The organism is Azospira sp. MPR-LB4, assembly GCF_058809525.1.
The window spans coordinates 1,098,534-1,117,836 of the sequence record NZ_CM179521.1 but is presented as its reverse complement, the minus strand read 5'-3'; the positions used below and the strand labels follow the sequence as shown (position 1 = coordinate 1,117,836).

18 protein-coding genes are annotated in these 19,303 nt (G+C 66.4%); 15 read left to right on the top strand and 3 right to left on the bottom strand.

Annotation, left to right across the window (positions count from 1 at the left end; translation table 11 throughout):
- Positions 1 to 17 precede the first annotated feature (17 nt).
- A complete protein-coding gene (locus tag AC3QLZ_RS05060; RefSeq protein WP_014238225.1) occupies positions 18 to 467 on the top strand; it encodes a CBS domain-containing protein in 450 nt (149 codons plus the stop codon).
- A 329-nt stretch (positions 468 to 796) separates the two neighbouring features.
- A complete protein-coding gene (locus AC3QLZ_RS05055) occupies positions 797 to 2,464 on the top strand; it encodes a long-chain-fatty-acid--CoA ligase (RefSeq protein ID WP_492783445.1) in 1,668 nt (555 codons plus the stop codon).
- A gap of 69 nt (positions 2,465 to 2,533) precedes the next feature.
- Here AC3QLZ_RS05055 and gdhA read toward each other — a convergent pair whose 3' ends face one another.
- Positions 2,534 to 3,880 carry an NADP-specific glutamate dehydrogenase gene (gene gdhA, locus AC3QLZ_RS05050; RefSeq protein WP_205229944.1) on the bottom strand — a complete coding sequence of 449 codons (1,347 nt, stop codon included), beginning with the start codon at positions 3,878 to 3,880 and terminating at the stop codon, positions 2,534 to 2,536.
- A gap of 241 nt (positions 3,881 to 4,121) precedes the next feature.
- Here gdhA and AC3QLZ_RS05045 point away from each other — a divergent pair, with 241 nt between their 5' ends.
- Positions 4,122 to 4,604 carry a hypothetical protein gene (locus AC3QLZ_RS05045; protein ID WP_014238222.1) on the top strand — a complete coding sequence of 161 codons (483 nt, stop codon included), beginning with the start codon at positions 4,122 to 4,124 and terminating at the stop codon, positions 4,602 to 4,604.
- 10 nt (positions 4,605 to 4,614) lie between these two features.
- Here AC3QLZ_RS05045 and AC3QLZ_RS05040 read toward each other — a convergent pair whose 3' ends face one another.
- Positions 4,615 to 5,151 (bottom strand): RBBP9/YdeN family alpha/beta hydrolase, encoded by a 537-nt coding sequence (locus AC3QLZ_RS05040; protein WP_492783444.1) that lies wholly within the window; start codon positions 5,149 to 5,151, stop codon positions 4,615 to 4,617.
- A gap of 68 nt (positions 5,152 to 5,219) precedes the next feature.
- Positions 5,220 to 6,152 carry a cysteine synthase A gene (cysK, locus tag AC3QLZ_RS05035; protein WP_014238220.1) on the bottom strand — a complete coding sequence of 311 codons (933 nt, stop codon included), beginning with the start codon at positions 6,150 to 6,152 and terminating at the stop codon, positions 5,220 to 5,222.
- A gap of 262 nt (positions 6,153 to 6,414) precedes the next feature.
- Here cysK and AC3QLZ_RS05030 point away from each other — a divergent pair, with 262 nt between their 5' ends.
- The 12 genes from AC3QLZ_RS05030 (at position 6,415) to AC3QLZ_RS04975 (ending at position 19,277) form a co-directional block, all read left to right on the top strand.
- Positions 6,415 to 6,927, top strand: a complete 513-nt coding sequence (locus AC3QLZ_RS05030; protein ID WP_416244077.1) for an ankyrin repeat domain-containing protein — start codon at positions 6,415 to 6,417, stop codon at positions 6,925 to 6,927.
- Positions 6,921 to 7,337, top strand: coding sequence for a DUF411 domain-containing protein (locus tag AC3QLZ_RS05025; protein ID WP_130458849.1), 417 nt, complete (start codon positions 6,921 to 6,923; stop codon positions 7,335 to 7,337). The genes AC3QLZ_RS05030 and AC3QLZ_RS05025 overlap by 7 nt, the downstream gene beginning before the upstream one ends.
- A gap of 80 nt (positions 7,338 to 7,417) precedes the next feature.
- The gene (locus tag AC3QLZ_RS05020) at positions 7,418 to 8,071 is read left to right on the top strand and encodes an RluA family pseudouridine synthase (protein WP_152088870.1); all 654 of its coding nucleotides are present in this window, start codon (positions 7,418 to 7,420) and stop codon (positions 8,069 to 8,071) included.
- A 99-nt stretch (positions 8,072 to 8,170) separates the two neighbouring features.
- Entirely contained in the window at positions 8,171 to 9,277 is a 1,107-nt protein-coding gene (gene aroC / locus AC3QLZ_RS05015; protein WP_492783443.1) for a chorismate synthase, read from the top strand.
- Positions 9,278 to 9,344: 67 nt separating this feature from the next.
- Entirely contained in the window at positions 9,345 to 10,511 is a 1,167-nt protein-coding gene (locus tag AC3QLZ_RS05010; protein WP_492783442.1) for an MFS transporter, read from the top strand.
- 30 nt (positions 10,512 to 10,541) lie between these two features.
- Positions 10,542 to 11,414, top strand: a complete 873-nt coding sequence (locus AC3QLZ_RS05005) for a M48 family metallopeptidase (protein ID WP_492783441.1) — start codon at positions 10,542 to 10,544, stop codon at positions 11,412 to 11,414.
- Between the two features lie 92 nt (positions 11,415 to 11,506).
- Positions 11,507 to 12,913 (top strand): 3-isopropylmalate dehydratase large subunit, encoded by a 1,407-nt coding sequence (leuC, locus tag AC3QLZ_RS05000; protein ID WP_130458845.1) that lies wholly within the window; start codon positions 11,507 to 11,509, stop codon positions 12,911 to 12,913.
- A gap of 20 nt (positions 12,914 to 12,933) precedes the next feature.
- Complete coding sequence (locus AC3QLZ_RS04995) at positions 12,934 to 13,056, top strand: entericidin A/B family lipoprotein (protein WP_014238212.1); 123 nt, start codon at positions 12,934 to 12,936, stop codon at positions 13,054 to 13,056.
- A complete protein-coding gene (gene leuD / locus AC3QLZ_RS04990; protein WP_109040228.1) occupies positions 13,056 to 13,694 on the top strand; it encodes a 3-isopropylmalate dehydratase small subunit in 639 nt (212 codons plus the stop codon). The genes AC3QLZ_RS04995 and leuD overlap by 1 nt, the downstream gene beginning before the upstream one ends.
- Positions 13,695 to 13,767: 73 nt before the next feature.
- Positions 13,768 to 14,838, top strand: coding sequence for a 3-isopropylmalate dehydrogenase (leuB, locus tag AC3QLZ_RS04985; RefSeq protein WP_026687254.1), 1,071 nt, complete (start codon positions 13,768 to 13,770; stop codon positions 14,836 to 14,838).
- A 93-nt stretch (positions 14,839 to 14,931) separates the two neighbouring features.
- A complete protein-coding gene (gene asd, locus AC3QLZ_RS04980) occupies positions 14,932 to 16,065 on the top strand; it encodes an aspartate-semialdehyde dehydrogenase (RefSeq protein ID WP_026687255.1) in 1,134 nt (377 codons plus the stop codon).
- A 242-nt stretch (positions 16,066 to 16,307) separates the two neighbouring features.
- Positions 16,308 to 19,277: a motility hub landmark protein FimV gene (locus AC3QLZ_RS04975; protein ID WP_492783440.1), complete on the top strand. Its 2,970-nt coding sequence runs from the start codon at positions 16,308 to 16,310 to the stop codon at positions 19,275 to 19,277.
- The last annotated feature ends 26 nt before the right edge of the window (positions 19,278 to 19,303 follow it).

Genomic DNA, 19,303 nt, shown 5'->3' with positions numbered 1-19,303 from the left:
CGACAAGGGGAACAGACATGCATGTGCGGGATATTCTGGCGATCAAGGGAACGGTGCTGTTCACGGCCATGCCCCAGCAGACCCTGGACAACGCCGTGGCCGCCATGGCCGAAAACGACGTGGGCTCCCTGGTGGTCATGGGCGGCGGCAAGATGGTCGGCATGCTGACCTTCCGCGAAGTGCTGAAGGCGGTGCACCGGCACAAGGGCAACCTGGCCAGCGTCAAGGTCGAGGACGTGATGCTCTCCGCGCCCATCACGGCCAGCCCCGATATGGAAACCAACGAGCTGCGCCACCTGCTCATCGAAAACCACCAGCGCTACGTGCCGGTGATGGACGGCACCACCCTGATGGGCGTGCTCTCCTTCCTCGACGTGGCCAAGTCCGTACTCGAGGAACAGAACTTCGAGAACAAGATGCTGAAGAACTACATCAAGAACTGGCCGGACGAGGAAGGCTCCGCCTGATCCGCCGCCGTAGCCTCCATGCCAAGCTGCCCGCCGCGCCTTCCAGGTCCGGCGGGCAGCGGCGTTTACGGCCCGGGAAAAGCCCGGGAGGTGCTCCGGAGCGCGGCCTGAGGAGCCTTTGCCGGGGCTGGCGGCGGGGCCGTGGCGATGGCCGCCGGGGGCCGGGTGAGGCGATGAATCGGCAGGGTCTAGGGGATTTCCCCCGGGCCCCGGCTGTCCCACTACCAAGGGGGTGAAACTCGGGTTACAATGATTTCAAACGGTCGTTTGAACCGTCAATAAGAAAACCCACAAGACCCTTGGCCACTGCCATAGGAGGAGACCAAACCATGGAAAAGATCTGGCTGCGGAGTTACCCGCAAGGCGTGCCGGAGTTTGTCGACGTCAACGAATTCAAGTCCCTGGGCCAGCTTTTCGAGCAGAGCTGTGCCCAGTACCGGGACCGGGTGGCCTACATCAATATGGGCGTGGGCATCACCTACGGCGAGCTGGACCGGCTCTCCCGGGACTTCGCCGCCTATCTGCAGGACGTGCTGAAGCTGCCCCAGGGCGCCCGCGTCGCCCTGATGATGCCCAACCTGCTGCAGTATCCGGTGTGCATGTTCGGCGCCCTGCGGGCCGGCTACGTGGTGGTGAACTGCAACCCCCTCTATACCCACCGGGAACTGGAACACCAGCTGAAGGATTCCGGCGCCGAAGCCATCGTCATCGTCGAGAACTTCGCCCACACCCTGGAGCAGGCCCTGCCCCTGGTGCCGGGCCTGAAGCACGTCATCGTCACCTCCCTCGGCGACATGCTGGGCCTGGTCAAAGGCACCGTGGTCAATCTGGTGGTGCGCCACGTGAAAAAGATGGTGCCGGCCTGGAAGCTGCCGCGCCACGTCAAGTTCAAGGCCGCCATGGCCCGGGGCAAGGGTGCCACCCTGCGTCCGGTGCAGGTGGGCCACGAGGACATCGCCTACCTGCAATACACCGGCGGCACCACCGGCGTGGCCAAGGGCGCCATGCTGCTCCACCGCAACATCATCGCCAACCTGCAGCAGGCCCACGCCTGGATCGAGCCTTTCCTGCACAAGGACCAGCAACTCATCATCACCGCCCTGCCGCTGTACCACATCTTCTCCCTGACGGCGAACTGCCTGACCTTCCTCAAGATCGGCGCCACCAATGTGCTGATCACCAATCCCCGGGACATTCCGGGCTTCGTCAAGGAACTGGCCCAGTACAAGTTCACCGTCATCACCGGGGTGAACACCCTGTTCAACGCCCTGCTCAACAACCCGGACTTCGCCAAGCTGGATTTCTCGGCCCTGCGCGCGGCCCTGGGGGGTGGCATGGCGGTGCAGAAGTCCGTGGCCCAGAAATGGCGCCAGGTCACCGGCAAACCCCTGATTGAAGCCTACGGCCTGACCGAGACCTCGCCGGCGGCCACCATCAATCCCCTGGACCTGGGCGAATTCAACGGCGCCATCGGCCTGCCCATCTCCTCCACCGAGATCGTCATCCGCGACGACCTGGGCAACGACCTGCCGGTGGGCCAGGCCGGCGAAATCTGCATCCGCGGCCCCCAGGTGATGAAGGGCTACTGGCTGCGCCCGGATGAAACCGCCACGGTGTTCTACGCCGACGGCTTCCTGCGCACCGGCGACGTGGGTGTCATGGACGAGAAGGGCTTCGTGCGCATCGTGGACCGCAAGAAGGACATGATCCTGGTGTCCGGCTTCAATGTGTATCCCAACGAGGTGGAGGCCGTGGTGGCCATGCATCCGGCGGTCATGGAAGTGGCCGCGGTGGGTGTGCCGAGCGAGCATTCGGGCGAGGCGGTGAAGATTTTCGTGGTGCTCAAGGACAAGTCGGTGACCAAGGAGCAGCTCATCGCCCACTGCAAGGAGAACCTCACCGGCTACAAGGTGCCCCATCTGGTGGAGTTCCGCGACGACCTGCCCAAGACCAACGTGGGCAAGATCCTGCGCCGGGCGCTGAAGGAAGCGGCCTGATCCGCCGCACCTGGTCCCATGAAAAAGGCCCCGCATGCGGGGCCTTTTGTTTTGGCCTTGGCGCCGGGATCAGACCACGCCCTGGGCCAGCATGGCATCGGCTACCTTGACGAAGCCGGCGATGTTGGCGCCGGCCACGTAGTTGATGCTGCCCTGCTGGCCCCGGCCGCTGCCGTGGCCGACGCAGGCGGCGTGGATGGAGAGCATGATCTGCTTCAGGCGCTGGTCCACCTCGTCCCGGGTCCAGGACAGGCGCAGGGCGTTCTGGCTCATTTCCAGGCCGGAGACGGCGACCCCGCCCGCATTGGAGGCCTTGCCCGGGGCGTAGAGGATGCCGGCCTCGAGGAAGGCATGGACCGCTTCCAGGGTGGAGGGCATGTTGGCGCCCTCGGCGACGCAGCGCACGCCGTTCTGCAGCAGGGTGCGGGCGTCGTTGCCGTCCAGCTCGTTCTGGGTGGCGCAGGGCAGGGCCACGTCGCAGGGAATGGACCAGGGCCGCTGGCCCGGCAGGAAGGTGAGGCCGAACTGGCGGGCGTAGTCCTCGACCCGGCCCCGCTGCACTTCCTTGATGTGGTGCAGGGCCGACCACTTCTCTTCGGTCATGCCGTCCGGGTCGTGCACGGTGCCGCCGGAGTCGGAAACGCTGATGACCTTGGCCCCCAGGCGCATGGCCTTCTGGGCGGCGAACTGGGCCACGTTGCCGGAGCCGGAGACGGTGACGCGCAGGCCTTCCAGGCCCATGTTGCGGGTGGCCAGCATGTTCTCGACGAAGTAGATGGTGCCGTAGCCGGTGGCTTCGGGGCGGATCAGGCTGCCGCCGTAGTCCAGGCCCTTGCCGGTGAGGACGGAGGAAAACTCCCCTTCCAGCTTCTTGTACATGCCGAACATGTAGCCCACCTCCCGGCCGCCGACCCCGATGTCGCCGGCCGGTACGTCGATGTCGGCGCCGATGTGCTTGTGCAGTTCGGCCATGAAGGCCTGGCAGAAGCGCATCACCTCCAGGTCGCTCTTGCCCTTGGGGTCGAAGTCGGCGCCGCCCTTGCCGCCGCCCATGGGCAGGGTGGTGAGGGAGTTCTTGAACACCTGCTCAAAGGCCAGGAACTTGAGGATGGAGAGATTGACCGAGGGGTGAAAGCGGATGCCGCCCTTGTAGGGGCCGATGGCCGAACTCATCTGGATGCGGTAGCCCCGATTGACCTGGACCTGGCCGGCATCGTCCACCCAGGGCACGCGGAACATGATGGCCCGTTCCGGCTCGACGATGCGTTCCAGCAGGCCCAGGCGGCGGTAGCGGGGATTTTCCTGGAGGAAGGGCCACAGGGTTTCCAGGACCTCCTTCACGGCCTGGAGAAACTCCGGCTGTTGCGGGTCCCGGAGCTGCAGGCGGGCAAGAAAGGAATCCAGGGTGTCGTTCATGGCGTGCTTTCGGAAGATGAAAAAACGCCGGGGATTATGCACCAATTTGGTGCACGTAGACGCCAAAAGCTCGGAATGCCCCTGGCCAGCAGGGCGCCGGGGTTTTCCTGTCGGGGCCAGGCAGCCGCATTTTCCTGCCAGCGCTGCGACCTTCCGCCGCCGCCTCGTTTTAAGACGGATCATGTTATTTCCCCGGCCGGATGGGGAGCATAGGGGCCCCTAGAGAAACCGGAGTGAACACATGAACAAGAAACCCCTCGTGACCGTCCTTTGCCTGCTGGCCCTGGCGGCGCCCCTGTCATCCAGCCTGGCGGCGGACCACAGCCATCACCACCACGGCGCCGCCACGCCGACCCTGCAGCTCAACCAGGGCCAGAAGTGGGCCACCGATGCGCCCCTGCGGGACGGCATGAGCCGCATCCAGGCTGCCATGGAGCCCCGTCTGGCGGAAATCCACGGCAACCGCCTGAACCGGGCCGGCTACGCCAAGCTGGCGGCGGGTCTGGAGCGGGAGGTGGGCGGCATCGTTGCCGCCTGCAAACTGGCGCCGGAAGCCGACGCCATGCTGCATCTGGTGCTGGCCGACCTGGGTGCTGGCATCGAGGCCATGGCCGGCAAGAGCAAGGGCGGCGATCCCCGCCGCGGCGCCGCCAAGGTGCTCGGCGCCCTGGAGGATTACGGCCGCTATTTCGACCACCCGGGCTGGAAGCCCATGGCCCACTGAGGCCGGTGCTTCAGGCCTCGAGGCTGCGCAACAGTTCCCGGCCCCAGGGCCAGTCGCCGAGGCCGCTGTCGGCATTGATGTGGCCGCAGTAGCCCGCGTCCACGAAGCGGCTGCCCCACAGGGCGGCGCACTGGGCGGCGAAGATGAGGTGGCCGTAGGGATCGTCCCGGCTGGCCACCACCAGGCTGGGAAAGGGCAGGGTGCTGCGGGCCAGGGGCGAGAAACCCCTGGCCTCGGCCGGAAAGGCCGGCCCCTGGGGGTCGGGGGGCGCCACCAGCAGGGCGCCTTGTACCGGTAGGCGGCTTTCTTCCGCCCAGCGGCTCACCAGCAGGCAGCCCAGGCTGTGGGCCACCAGGATGGGCGGGCTGGGTGCCGCCGCCACGGCCGCTTCCAGGGCATGGCGCCAGTCTATGTAATGGGGCGCCTCCCAGGATTGCTGCTCGACCCGGCGGAAACGGGGCTCGGCAGCCTGCCAGCGGCTCTGCCAATGGTCGGGCCCGGAGTTGCCGAAGCCGGGCACGATGAGGACGGGATGGGCATTGCTCATGGGCGCTTCCTGCCGTGCCCGGACAGCCGAACGCCCCGGCGGGCCGGGGCGTTCGGGAGCATCCGGGGTCAGACTTCCAGGTGCTGGTAGAGGGCGGTGGACAGGTAGCGTTCGCCGAAGGAGGGGATCACCACCACGGTCAGCTTGCCCTTGTTTTCCGGTTTCCTGGCGATTTCCAGGGCGGCCCACACCGCGGCGCCGGAGGAAATGCCCACCAGCAGGCCTTCTTCCGTGGCCAGGCGGCGGGCGGTGGCGAAGGCGTCGTCGTTCTTGACCCGTACCACGCCGTCGTAAACCTGGGTGTTGAGCACGGCGGGCACGAAGCCGGCGCCGATGCCCTGGATGGGGTGGGGGCCCTTGGCGCCGCCGGAGAGCACCGGGGAGGCATCGGGCTCCACGGCGAAGACCTGGACGCCGGGTTTGCGGGCCTTCAGCACTTCGCCGACGCCGGTGACGGTGCCGCCGGTGCCGACGCCGGCGACGAAAATATCCACCTGGCCGTCGGTGTCGGCCCAGATTTCCTCAGCGGTGGTGTTGCGATGCACTTCCGGGTTGGCCGGGTTCTCGAACTGCTGGGGAATGAAATAGCGGGAGTCGCTCTCGGCCAGCTCCTGGGCTTTCTTGATGGCGCCGCCCATGCCTTCGGGGCCGGGGGTGAGGATCAGCTCGGCGCCGTAGGCCTTGAGCAGCAGCTTGCGCTCCCGGCTCATGGTTTCGGGCATGACGAAGGCCGCCTTGATGCCGCGGGCGGCACAGACCATGGCCAGGCCGATGCCGGTGTTGCCGGAGGTGGGTTCCAGCACGATGGTGTCGGGCTTGATCTTGCCGGCGGCCTGGGCCGCGTCGATCATGGCCACGGCGATCCGGTCCTTGACGCTGTGGGCCGGGTTGAAATATTCCAGCTTCAGGGCCACGGTGCCCTCGATGCCGGCAGCGACGCGGTTGAGTTGGACCAGGGGGGTCTTGCCCACCAGCTGGGTCACATCCTTGGCGATTTTCATGGAATTTCCTTTGGGCGGTATGCGGAGAATGGCGCCAATCTAAACCATGGCGCCCGGCGAACAAAGATCAGGTGGGACTAAAGAGATAACGTCTGGTTATTTCGACCGCCCCGGCACCTCCGGGTTTTGATGCAGGTGAAAGACAAGCCGCGAGGGGGTGGTAGATGCTACGCTGCATCCAACGAAATTCCCGGACCCCGCTCAAACCATGCGCCCACGCCAGTTCCCCGCTTTTCCCTCCTGCGTCGCCGGAGACCGTGCCATGCCCTATGCCCTCCGCTCCCTGATCGGCCTTTGCATCGGCGTCGTCTTCAGCCTGTTCCTTTCCGTCTTCCTGGCGCCCCATGCCCACGCCCAGAGCCTGTCGCCGGACCAGCCGGTGCACGACGTGGCCCGCCTGGGCACGGCCGCCGAGATGCAGGCCCTGCTCAAGCGCCAGCCTAGCCTCAAGGACGCCCGCACCGACATGGGCTCCACCCCCCTGCACCTGGCCGCCACCAATCCGGACAGCGGCGTGGTCAAAGCCCTGCTGGCCGCCGGCGCCGACGTCAATGCCCGGGACGGGGAGGGCGCCACGCCCCTGCACCTGGCGGCCTACGCCGACAAGTCGGCCAACGCCACCCTGCTGCTGCAGGCCGGCGCCGACGTCAATGCGGTGACCAGCAACGGCCGCACGGTCACCAGCATGGGCCGCAAGACCATGGCCAACGAGGCGGTGGGCATCATTTCCCTGTGGATGCTCAAAGGCTGCAAGCCGGGGAAAGCCGGATGCTGAACCGCCGCCTGCTGCTGTGCCTGGCCCTGCTGGCCCCGGCCCTGCCCCTGCATGCCCAGGAGGGCGGGGCACCGGTGATCGAGATTTTCCACGAATCCGCCTGCCGTCCCTGCGGTGAATGGGAAGCCCAGTTGCGCGCCAACGGCTTTACCGTGCGCCGCAACGAAGTGGTGAGCGTGGCCTCCACCCGCCGCTGGCTGGCGGTGCCGGAGAATTTCGCCTCCTTCGTCACTGCCCGCACCGGCGGCTACATCATCGAGGGGCCGGTGCCGCCGGCCCTGATCCGCCAGCTGCTCAAGGAAAAGCCCGTGGCCCTGGGTCTGGCCCGGGCCGGCACGCCGGCGCCCGCCGGCCAGAGCGAGCTGATGTTCTGGGGCGGCCGTTCCGCCCCCTTCCCGGCGGCGCCCTGAGCCGCCGTTCCCGGGCCGGCGGTGGCCGGGCGGCGCCTTCTTGAGGTAGGCTGCGCCTTTTTTGCGACCTGGCAGCTTCCGTGATTTCCTATCAGCCTCCCCCCGATGCAGGCCTCGACCTGCTCTACGAAGACGGCGCCCTGGTGGTGGTCAACAAGCCGGCCGGCCTGCTTTCCGTGCCCGGCCGCGGCGAGGACAAGGCGGACTGCCTGGTGTCCCGGGTGCAGGCGGTCTTTGCCGACGCCATGATCGCCCACCGGCTGGACATGGACACTTCCGGCCTGCTGGTGCTGGCCCGGGGGCCGGCCATGCAGAAAAAGCTGTTCGAGATGTTCCGCGAGCGCAAGGTGAGCAAGCGCTACCAGGCGGTGGTGGCCGGCGTGCTGCAGGACAAGGAAGGGGCGGTGGATCTGCCCCTGATCGTGGACTGGCCCAACCGGCCCCGGCAGAAAGTGGATTTCCAGGAGGGCAAGCCTTCCCTGACCCGTTTTCGCCGCCTGGCCGCCGATGCCGCCGGGGACTGTTCCCGGGTGGAGCTGGAGCCAGTGACCGGCCGCACCCATCAGCTGCGGGTACACATGGCGGCCATCGGCCATCCCATCCTGGGGGACGAGTTGTATGCCGGGCCGGCCCAGGCGCGGGCCGAACGTCTGCTGCTGCACGCCTCCCGCCTCGAATTCCGCCATCCCATCACCGACGAGGCCCTCCGCTTCGAGTCGCCGCCGCCCTTCTGAAACCGGTGTCTTCCACGCCTCGGCCGTCCTTGCCGGGGAGGGCGCCGGGCGGGCCTGTGATAAACTCCGAAACCTTTCCAGCACAAGGTTTCTGCGCCCATGTCCGGCAATACTATCGGCACCCTGTTCACGGTCACTTCCTTCGGCGAATCCCACGGCCCGGCCATCGGCTGCGTCGTCGATGGCTGCCCTCCCGGGCTGGAGCTGACTGAGGCCGACATCCAGGCCGAACTGGACCGGCGCAAGCCCGGCACCTCCCGCCACGTCACCCAGCGGCGGGAGCCGGATACGGTGGAGATTCTTTCCGGCGTCTTCGAGGGCAAGACCACCGGCACGCCCATCGGCCTCCTGATCCGCAACCAGGACCAGCGCAGCAAGGACTACGGCAACATCGCCAGCACCTTCCGTCCCGGCCATGCCGATTACGGCTACACCCAGAAGTACGGCTTCCGCGACTACCGCGGCGGCGGTCGTTCCTCCGCCCGGGAAACCGCGGTGCGCGTGGCCGCCGGCGCCATTGCCCGCAAGTGGCTGCAGCAGCGCTACGGCATCAGCATCCGGGGCTGGATGAGCCAGCTGGGCCCCATCGAGATTCCCTTCGCGGACGCCGCCGCCATCGACGGCAATGCCTTCTTCGCCCCCAACGCCGCCATCGTGCCGGAGCTGGAGGCCTACATGGACGCCCTGCGCAAGTCCCTGGATTCGGTCGGCGCCAAGATCACCGTCACCGCCACCGGTGTGCCGCCGGGCTGGGGCGAGCCGGTCTATGACCGCCTGGATGCGGAAATCGCCTACGCCATGATGGGCATCAACGCCGTCAAGGGCGTGGAGATCGGCGCCGGTTTCGCCAGCATCGCCCAGAAGGGCAGCGAGCACGGCGACGAGATGACTCCGGCGGGCTTCCTCTCCAACCACGCCGGCGGCGTCCTCGGTGGCATTTCCACCGGTCAGGACATCGTGGTGAACATGGCCATCAAGCCCACCTCTTCCATTGCCCAGCCGCGCCAGTCCGTGGATGTGCAGGGCAACCCGGTGCAGGTGGCCACCGAAGGCCGCCACGACCCCTGCGTCGGCATCCGCGCCACGCCCATCGCCGAGGCCATGCTGGCCCTGGTGCTGATGGACCATGCCCTGCGCCACCGCGCCCAGTGCGGCGATGTGGTCTGCGCCACGCCCCGCCTGCCGGCCGCTCCCGGCCGCGGCTGATCGGTCCCCTGTCAGGCCCCGCGGCGAAGGCATGAGCCCGGGGCCTTGCATCCGGTAAAATCGCCGGATGCACCCATCCCTGCCGTACTGGCGCCTCTCCGGCTACTACTTCTTCCATTTCGCCTTCGTCGGCGTCTTCCAGCCCTATTTCGGGCTCTATCTCCAGTCCCTGGGCCTTTCCTCCTGGGAAATCGGCCTGATCCTGAGCCAGATGGCCCTCATGCGCCTGTGCTCCCCTGCCGTCTGGGGCTGGCTGGCGGACCACCTGCACGTGCGCATTCCCCTGGTGCGGCTGGCGGCCGGGGTCAGCGTGGTGGTCTTCAACCTGTTCTTCTTCGCCCAGACCCTGGTGCCCCTGCTCGGCGCCATGGCCCTGCTGGCCTTCTTCTGGTCGGCGGCCCTGCCCCTCATGGAAACCGTGGTCTTCGACCATCTCCACGCCGAACCGGCCCGCTACAGCCGGGTGCGCATCTGGGGCTCCATCGGCTACATCGTCACCGTGCTGGCCACCGGCGCCCTGCTCGATTACCTGCCGCCGGCCAGTGTGCTGTGGATGTCCTTCGCCCTCATGGGCGGCATCCTGGCCTTTGCCCTGCTGGTGCCGGAGAGCCCGACGCCGCCCCAGCACGTGGCGACGCCGCCCGTGTCCACCATCCTGGCCCAGCCCCGGGTGCGGGCCCTGCTGGGGGCCTGTTTTCTCATGTCGGCGGCCCATGGCGCCCTCTACCTGTTCTATTCCATCTACCTGGCCGACCACGGCTACAGCAAGATCCTGGTGGGCAGCCTGTGGTTTCTCGGTGTGATCGCCGAGATCGGCGTCTTCTTTTTCATGGCCCGCCTGCTGCGCCGCTTCTCCCTGCGCCAGGTGCTGCTGGCCAGCTTTGCCGCCGCCGTGCTGCGTTTCCTGCTCATCGGCTGGGGCGTGGATTCCCTGCCGGTCCTGCTCGGCGCCCAGCTGTTGCACGGCCTCACCTTCGGCGCCTACCATGCGGCGGCCATCGCCGCCATCAACCGCTGGTTTCCGGGGCGCTGCCAGGCCCGGGGTCAGGCCCTCTATTCCAGTCTCTCCTTCGGTGCCGGCGGCCTCCTCGGCGGCCTGGTCAGCGGCTGGACCTGGGACGGCCTGGGCAATGCCGCCACCTTCGGCATCGGCGCCCTGTTTGCCGTCTGCGGCCTGGTCCTGGTGGCCGGCTGGGTGCGGGACGAGTCAGCCCCGGCGGCCCCGGTGCGTTGAGTATTCACTTTCTTCCGGATTGATTGCGCCATGAACCTGCGTCCCTGGCTTCTTGCCTCCGCCGTCCTCCTCTTTACCGCCTGCCAGACGGTGCCCCTGACCGGGCGCAGCCAGCTGCTGCTGCTCGGCGAAGGGGAGGAGGTGCGGATGGGGTTGCGTTCCTACGAGGACATTCTGAAAAAGGAAAAGATTTCCGATGATCCGGCCCTCAATGCCCAGCTGCAGCGGGTGGGCAAGCGCATTGCCGCTGCCACGGGCAAGAACTACCAGTGGGAATTCAAGGTGGTGGAGAACGACAAGGCCATCAATGCCTTCTGCCTGCCCGGCGGCAAGGTGGCCGTCTATACGGGCATCCTGCCCCTGACCCGGGACGATGCGGGCCTGGCGGCGGTGGTCGGCCACGAGGTGGCCCACGCCATTGCCCGCCACGGGGGCGAACGCATGAGCCAGCAGATGCTGGTGGCCGGGCTGACGGCTGCGGTGGTGGTTTCCGCCAGCGACTCACGCAAGGCCAATATGTACGCCGGCCTGCTCGGCGCGGGGGCGGCGGTGGGCTACCTGCTGCCCTATTCGCGCCTGCAGGAATCGGAAGCGGACCGCATGGGCCTGATCTACATGGCCAAGGCCGGCTACGACCCCCATGCGGCCTTGGCCCTGTGGCAGCGCATGGCCGAGGAGAGCAAGCGGGAAGGCAAGCCGCCTGAGTTTCTTTCCACCCACCCGGCGGACAGCACCCGCATCCGCCAGATCCAGCAGTGGCTGCCCGAGGCCATGGGCTACTACGTGCCCCGCAGCGAAGCGGCCCCGGAGGCCGCGTCCGGAGCGGAGCGGGAAAAGGCGGGAGAGCCGGCGAAGGATGCCGCCAGGGAAGGCGCCGAGAAACCGGCAAAACGACGGAAATGAGACAGGGGTTTCCAGTCCCCCAGGCCCCGGGCGGCCCTGAAAACGCCTTTTTGCGATAAAATTTCCACCCTTTTCCCAAGGCCGGAACAAAAATGCCGCAAACCCTCTACGACAAGCTCTGGCAGAACCATGTGGTACATGAAGAAGCCGATGGCACTGCGCTGATTTACATTGACCGCCACCTGGTCCATGAAGTGACCAGCCCCCAGGCTTTCGAGGGTCTGAAGCTGGCCGGCCGCAAGCCCTGGCGCGTCTCCTCCATCGTCGCCACCGCCGACCACAACACCCCCACGGACCACTGGGAAGAGGGCATCAAGGACCCCATTTCCCGCCAGCAGGTGGAAACCCTGGACGCCAACATCCGTGAAGTGGGCGCTCTCGCCTACTGGCCCTTCAAGGACATGCGGCAGGGCATCGTGCATGTGGTGGGCCCGGAAAACGGCGCCACCCTGCCCGGCATGACCGTGGTCTGCGGCGATTCCCACACCTCCACCCACGGCGCCTTCGCCTGCATGGCCCACGGCATCGGCACCTCCGAGGTGGAGCACGTGATGGCCACCCAGTGCCTGATCCAGAAGAAGTCCAAGTCCATGCTGATCCGCGTCGAGGGCAAGCTGGGCAAGGGCGTCACCGGCAAGGACGTGGCCCTGGCCATCATCGGCAAGATCGGCACCGCCGGTGGTACCGGCTATGCCATCGAATTCGGCGGCTCCGCCATCCGCGGCCTCTCCATGGAAGGCCGCATGACCCTGTGCAACATGGCCATCGAGGCCGGCGCCCGCATGGGTTTCGTGGCGGTGGACGACACCACCATCAATTACCTGAAGGACCGCCCCTTCTCGCCCAAGGGCGAGACCTGGGACAAGGCGGTGGCCTACTGGCGCACCCTGAAGTCCGACGAAGGCGCCTGCTTCGACTGCACCGTCGATCTGAAGGCCGAGGAAATCCAGCCCCAGGTGACCTGGGGTACCTCCCCCGAAATGGTGGTGCCCATCGGCGCCACCGTGCCGGACCCGGCCAAGGAAGCCGATCCGGTGAAGCGCGAAGGCATGGAGCGGGCCCTGCAGTACATGGGCCTGACGCCCAATCTGGAAATCAAGAAGATCGCTATCGACAAGGTCTTCATCGGTTCCTGTACCAATTCCCGCATCGAGGACCTGCGCGAAGCCGCCGCCGTGGTGCGCGGCCGCCAGAAGGCTGCCAACGTCAAGCTGGCCCTGGTGGTGCCGGGCTCCGGTCTGGTCAAGCGCCAGGCCGAGGCCGAAGGCCTGGACAAGATTTTCGTTGCCGCCGGCTTCGAGTGGCGCGAGCCGGGCTGCTCCATGTGTCTGGCCATGAATGCCGACCGGCTGGAGCCGGGCGAGCGTTGCGCCTCCACCTCCAATCGCAATTTCGAAGGCCGTCAGGGCCCCGGTGGCCGTACCCACCTGGTGAGTCCGGCCATGGCCGCTGCCGCCGGCATCGCCGGTCATTTCGCCGACGTGCGTGACATTCTCTGAAGACCGAGGAGATTAGAGCCATGAAGAAACTGACCCTGATTCTCGCAGCCCTGGCTTTCCTGTCCGCCGGCTGCAACACCGTGCGCGGTATCGGCCAGGACATCGAAAAGGGTGGCGAGGCCATCCAGAAGGCGACCAAATAATGCAGGCATTCACCAAACTCGACGGCCTGGTGGCCCCCCTCGACCGTAACAACGTCGATACCGATGCCATCATCCCCAAGCAGTTCCTCAAGTCCATCAAGCGTTCCGGCTTCGGTCCCAACGCTTTCGACGAGTGGCGCTACATGGATCATGGCGAGCCGGGCATGGACAATTCCAAGCGGCCCCTGAATCCGAACTTCGTGCTCAACCAGCAACGCTACCAGGGCGCCTCCGTGCTGCTGACCCGCAGCAACTTCGGCTGCGGCTCCTCCCGCGAGCACGCCCCCTGGGCCCTGCTGGACTACGGCTTCCGCGTGGTCATCGCCGAATCCTTCGCCGACATCTTCTTCAACAACTGCTTCAAGAACGGCATCCTGCCCATCGTCCTGCCCAAGGCCGAGATCGATGCCCTGTTCGGCCTCACCGAATACACCCCGGGCTTCAAGCTGGTGGTGGATCTGGAGCAGCAGAAGGTGGTGCGCCCCGACGGTCACGCCATTCCCTTCGAAGTGGATGCCTTCCGTCGCGAATGTCTGCTCAACGGCTGGGACGACATCGGCCTGACCCTGCGCCATGCCGACAAGATCAAGGCCTTCGAGGAGCGCCGCCGGGCCGAACAGCCCTGGCTGTTTTCCTGATTCACCGCAGCTGTCCGAGTTACCACCGCGGCTTGCCGACTAACGTCGGGGCCGCGTTTTTCCGAGAGAGAACATGAGCAAGAAGATTTGTGTGCTGCCGGGTGACGGCATCGGTCCCGAAATCATGGCGGAAGCTGTGCGTGTGCTGGAAGCCCTGAACCTGGGTTTCGAGATGGAAACCGCCCTGCTCGGCGGCTGTGCCGTGGACGCCACCGGCAACCCTTATCCGGAAGCCACCCAAAAGCTGGCCCAGGCCGCCGATGCCGTGCTGCTGGGCGCCGTGGGTGGTCCCCAGTGGGACACCCTGCCCCGGGAACAGCGCCCCGAGCGCGGCCTGCTGGGCATCCGCAAGCAACTCAACCTGTTTGCCAACCTGCGCCCCGCCATCCTCTACCCGGAACTGGCCAATGCCTCCACCCTGAAGCCCGAAGTGGTGGCCGGCCTGGACATCCTCATCGTGCGCGAACTGACCGGCGACATCTACTTTGGCCAGCCCCGCGGCATCGAGGAGCGCGAGATCGACGGCCAGAAGCAGCGCTTCGGCTTCAACACCATGCACTACAGCGAATCCGAAATCCGCCGCATCCTGCGCGTGGCCTTCGAGGCCGCCCGCAAGCGCAACAAGAAGCTGTGCTCGGTGGACAAGATGAACGTGCTGGAAACCACCCAGCTGTGGCGCGACATCGCCAATGAACTGGCCCCCGAGTATCCGGATGTGGAACTGTCCCACATGCTGGTGGATAACGCCGCCATGCAGCTGGTACGCAATCCCAAGCAGTTCGACGTGATGGTTACCGGCAACATGTTCGGCGACATCCTCTCCGACGAAGCCTCCATGCTCACCGGCTCCATCGGCATGCTGCCCTCCGCCTCCCTGGACGCCAACAACAAGGGCCTCTACGAGCCCTCCCACGGTTCCGCCCCGGACATCGCCGGCAAGGGCGTGGCCAATCCCCTGGCCACCATCCTCTCCGCTGCCATGATGCTGCGCTACACCTTCAATATGGAAGAAGCTGCCGTGAAGGTGGAAAACGCCGTGAAGAAGGTGCTGGCCCAGGGCTACCGCACCGGCGACATCTACGAGCCGGGCACCACCAAGGTGGGCACCAGGCAGATGGGCGACGCCGTCCTGGCAGCCCTGTAATCTCAGGGAAAACCTTGATAGCGGCGGGGTGGTAAACCTCGCCGCCTGTGATACCGTTACATATTCATTAAGTTCTTACCCAAGGAAGCAGTGATGAAGCGAGTTGGTCTGGTTGGTTGGCGCGGTATGGTCGGTTCCGTCCTCATGCAGCGCATGGTGGAAGAGGGTGATTTCGCCCATATTGAACCGGTGTATTTCTCCACTTCCAACGCCGGCGGCAAGGCTCCGGTGTTCGGCGGCAAGGAAGCCGCGGCTCCCCTGCAGGACGCCATGTCCGTGGATGCCCTGAAGACCTGCGACATCATCATCACCTGCCAGGGTGGCGACTACACCAAGGAAGTCTTCCCCAAGCTGCGGGCTGCCGGCTGGAACGGCCACTGGATCGACGCCGCCTCCGCCCTGCGCATGGCCGACGACGCTGTGATCATCCTCGACCCGGTGAACAAGAACGTCATCCAGGACTCCCTGGCCAAGGGCGGCAAGAACTGGATCGGCGGCAACTGTACCGTTTCCCTGATGCTGATGGGCCTGGGCGGGCTGTTCCAGAACGACCTGATCGAGTGGGCCACCTCCATGACCTACCAGGCCGCGTCCGGCGCCGGCGCCCAGAACATGCGCGAGCTGATCGCCCAGATGGGGACCATCCACGCTTCCGTGGCCGACCTGCTGGCCGACCCGTCTTCCGCTATCCTGGAAATCGACCGCAAGGTGGCCGAAACCATCCGTTCCGACGCCTTCCCCAAGAAGAACTTCCGCAACACCCCCCTGGCCGGCAGCCTGATCCCCTGGATCGACGTGCCCGTGGAAAACGGCCAGTCCAAGGAAGAGTGGAAGGGCGGCGCCGAATGCAACAAGATCCTGGGCAAGCCCGCTTTCCGTAGCCAGGGCTCCATTCCCATCGATGGCCTCTGCGTGCGTATCGGCGCCATGCGCTGCCACTCCCAGGCTCTCACCATCAAGCTGAAGAAGGATGTGCCCCTGGACGAGATCAGCGACATGCTGGCCAAGGCCAACCAGTGGGCCAAGGTGGTGCCCAACGAGCGCGAGATTTCCGAGCGTGAGCTGACCCCCGCCGCCGTCACCGGCACCCTGACCGTGCCCGTCGGCCGTCTGCACAAGATGGCCATGGGTCCCGAGTACCTGGCCGCCTTCACCTGCGGCGACCAGTTGCTGTGGGGCGCTGCCGAACCCCTGCGCCGCATGCTGCGCATTCTGCTCGAAGCCTGATTCGGCCGGGAGCCAATACCAGAACCGGGGCCGAGAGCCCCGGTTTTGTTATACAAAAGGGATAACTACATTAGAATAAAGATTAGCTTGCATGGCTAACTTGCTGATGTTATTTTATTTCTTCCAAAATCGACGCTCAGGGTGGCGCCGTGGCCAAAACTAAAGATACCAATATGAAAATTCGTGCCTCGCTCCTGGCAACCGCGCTTGCGTGTATGCCTTTCGCGGCGGATGCGGCAGGGTTGGGAAAGATCACCGTTTATTCCGGTCTGGGGCAGCCCTTGCGCGCCGAAGTGGAGGTCTCCGCCACCAAGGCGGAACTGTCCAACATGACGGCCCGCCTGGCCTCCCAGGATGCCTTTGCCCAGGCCGGCATCGAATACGCTTCCACCCTGCTCGGCATCAGATTTTCCCTGGACCAGAAGGGCGCCCAGCCGGTCATCCGCATCAGTTCGGACAAGCCCATCAACGACCCCTTCGTGGACATGCTGCTGGAGCTGAGCTGGCCCTCCGGCCGCCTGGTGCGCGAATACACCTTCCTCCTCGATCCGCCGGAAATGGCCATCAAGGGCGGTGCCCAGGTGTCCACGGTCGAGGCCAAGCAGCCTCCCCGTCTTGAAACCCGTCCTCTGGCGCCCGTGGAAGAAAAGCCGGCCGCCCGGGCCGTGGAAGAGAAACCTGCCAAGGTGACTGCCAGCCGCAAACCCAAGGTGGCGGCGGAAGAAAAGCCGGTGGCAGAGGCACGGCCCGCCGCCGAGAAAAAGACCGCTGAGCAGCCCGCTGCTGCCGTGGGCAGCGTCGAGGTGAAGAAGGGCGACACCCTGCGCAAGATTGCCGGCGAGACCGTGCACGAGGGCGTCTCCCTGGAGCAGATGCTGGTGGGCCTGTATCGGGCCAACAAGGAGGCTTTTGACGGCGGCAACATGAACCGCCTCAAGGCCGGCAAGATTCTGGCGGTGCCGGACAAGGAGTCCGTCGCTGCTGTCTCCGAGAGCGAGGCGCGCAAGATCGTCTTCGCCCAGTCCTCGGACTGGAATGCCTACCGCCGCAAGCTGGCCGGGGCCGTGGCCCAGGAGGCGCCCAAGGACGACGGCGCCACCCAGGCCGTTGCCGGCCGCGTCACCGCCAAGGTGGAAGACAAGGCGGCACCGGCCGCTGCGCCCAAGGACCAGGTGAAGGTCGCCAAGACCGAAGGTCCGGCCACGGGCAAGGCCGGTGCCGGCAAGGCCAGCGAAGAGGACCTGATTGCCAAGGACAAGGCCCTCAAGGACGCCAATGAACGCATGGCGGCCCTGGAGAAGAACGTCAGCGAACTGCAGAAGCTGCTGGAACTGAAGAACCAGAACCTGGCCGATCTGCAGAAGCAGGCCGCGGCCAAGCCGGCCGCAGCGGCCCCGCTGCCCGCCGCCGCCCCTGCCAAGCCTGCCGAAGCGGCGCCGGTGGAACCGCCCAAGCCCGAGGTCAAGCCCGAACCGCCCAAGGTCGAGGAAGCCAAGCCCGCCGAGGCCGCCAAGCCGGAAGAAAAGCCGGCCGAAGCTGCTGCACCGGAAACCAAGCCTGAGCCCACGCCGGCACCGAAGCCGCCGGTGGTGGTGCCGCCGCCGGCCCCGGTGGAAGAACCCAGCCTGGTGGATGAATTGCTGGACAACCTGCCCCTCCTGGGCGGCGGCCTGGTCGCCATCGCCGGCCTCGGCGCACTGGCCGTGGTCCGTCGCCGTCGCCAGGCTCCCGCCGGCGAGGCCACCCTGCCGCCCACCAGCTCCCTGTCCCAGCCGAGCCTGGGCGCCAATTCCGTGTTCAAGAGCACCGGCGGCCAGAGCGTGGATACCTCCAACACCCCGGCCACCGATTTCAGCCAGGCCGGCCCCGGCACCATCGATACCGACGAAGTGGATCCGGTGGCCGAAGCCGATGTGTACATGGCCTACGGCCGGGATGCCCAGGCCGAGGAAATCCTTCTCGAAGCCATGCAGAAGGATCCCAAGCGCTTTGCCATCCACGTCAAACTGCTGGAAATCTACGCCAACCGCAAGGCCGTCAAGCAGTTCGAAACCCTGGCCAGCGAGCTTTACGCCCAGACCGGCGGCGTTGGCGCCGAGTGGGAAAAGGCTGCCGCCATGGGCGCCAAGCTGGACCCGGCCAACCCGCTCTACGGCGGCAACCCGGCGCCCGCGGCGACCGCGGCTGCTGCTGCCGATTTCGATCCCGATGCCACCATGATCGTCGGCGCCGAGCAGCTGAAGGACACGGTGACCATGCCCGGCACCCTGTCCCAGCTGGCTGAAGCCGCTGCCGAAGCGGAGCCCCTGCCGGTGGTGGAAGCGCCCCAGGAAGCGGCGGCCGAGCCGGTGCCCGATCTGGTCAGCCTGGACTTCGACCTGGGTCTCGAGGCTCCTGCCGCGCCCCAGGCCGATGCCGCTGCCGACGTCGCCGCCGAACCTGAAGCCGCCCTGCCCGGCGCCATGGACTTCGACCTGGATCTGGGCGCGGCCGAGCCCGCCCCGGCCGCCGCTGCCGAGCCCGAAGTGCTGGACTTCCAGCTGCCGGAAGCGGCCCCTGAGGCAGCCCCGGCGGCTCCTGCCGACAACATCATCGACTTCGACCTCGATCTGGGGGCCGGCGCCGAAGAGCCTGTTTCCATCACCGCGGAAGCTCCTGGCGGCGACCTGGACATCCAGCTGGATGACGAGGCCCTGCCGGTGGAAGAGGCGCCCCGCGCCTTCGATCTTTCCAGCATCAATCTGGACCTGGATGCGGCACCCGCGCCGGCTGCCGAGCCGGCCGCCAGTGCCGCCGACGACACCGTGGTGCTGCCGGAAGTTGCCGATGAAGCCCTCAGCCTGGATGACCTGGCTGCAGCCGCGGCCGAGACCACCCTGACGCCGGCGGCGGATGAAACCGTGGTCATGCCCGAGCTGGCGATGGAGGAGATGAGTGCTGCACCGGCTCCGTCCTTCGACTCCGCCGAAACCGTGGTCAATCCGGAACTGGGCGCCCAGCTGGAGGCTCAGCTGGAAGCCGAGCAGGCTGCCGATGCCGAGGGCGACGATGCCCGCTGGCAGGAAGTGGCGACCAAGCTGGATCTGGCCAAGGCCTATGAAGAAATGGGTGATCTGGAAGGGGCACGGGAACTGCTGCAGGAAGTGCTCGGCGAAGGCAATGCCGAACAGCAGGACGTGGCCCGCACCCTGATGGAGCGCGTCGGCAGCTGAGCGCCGTCGTCGTTCCGCCCCCTCCA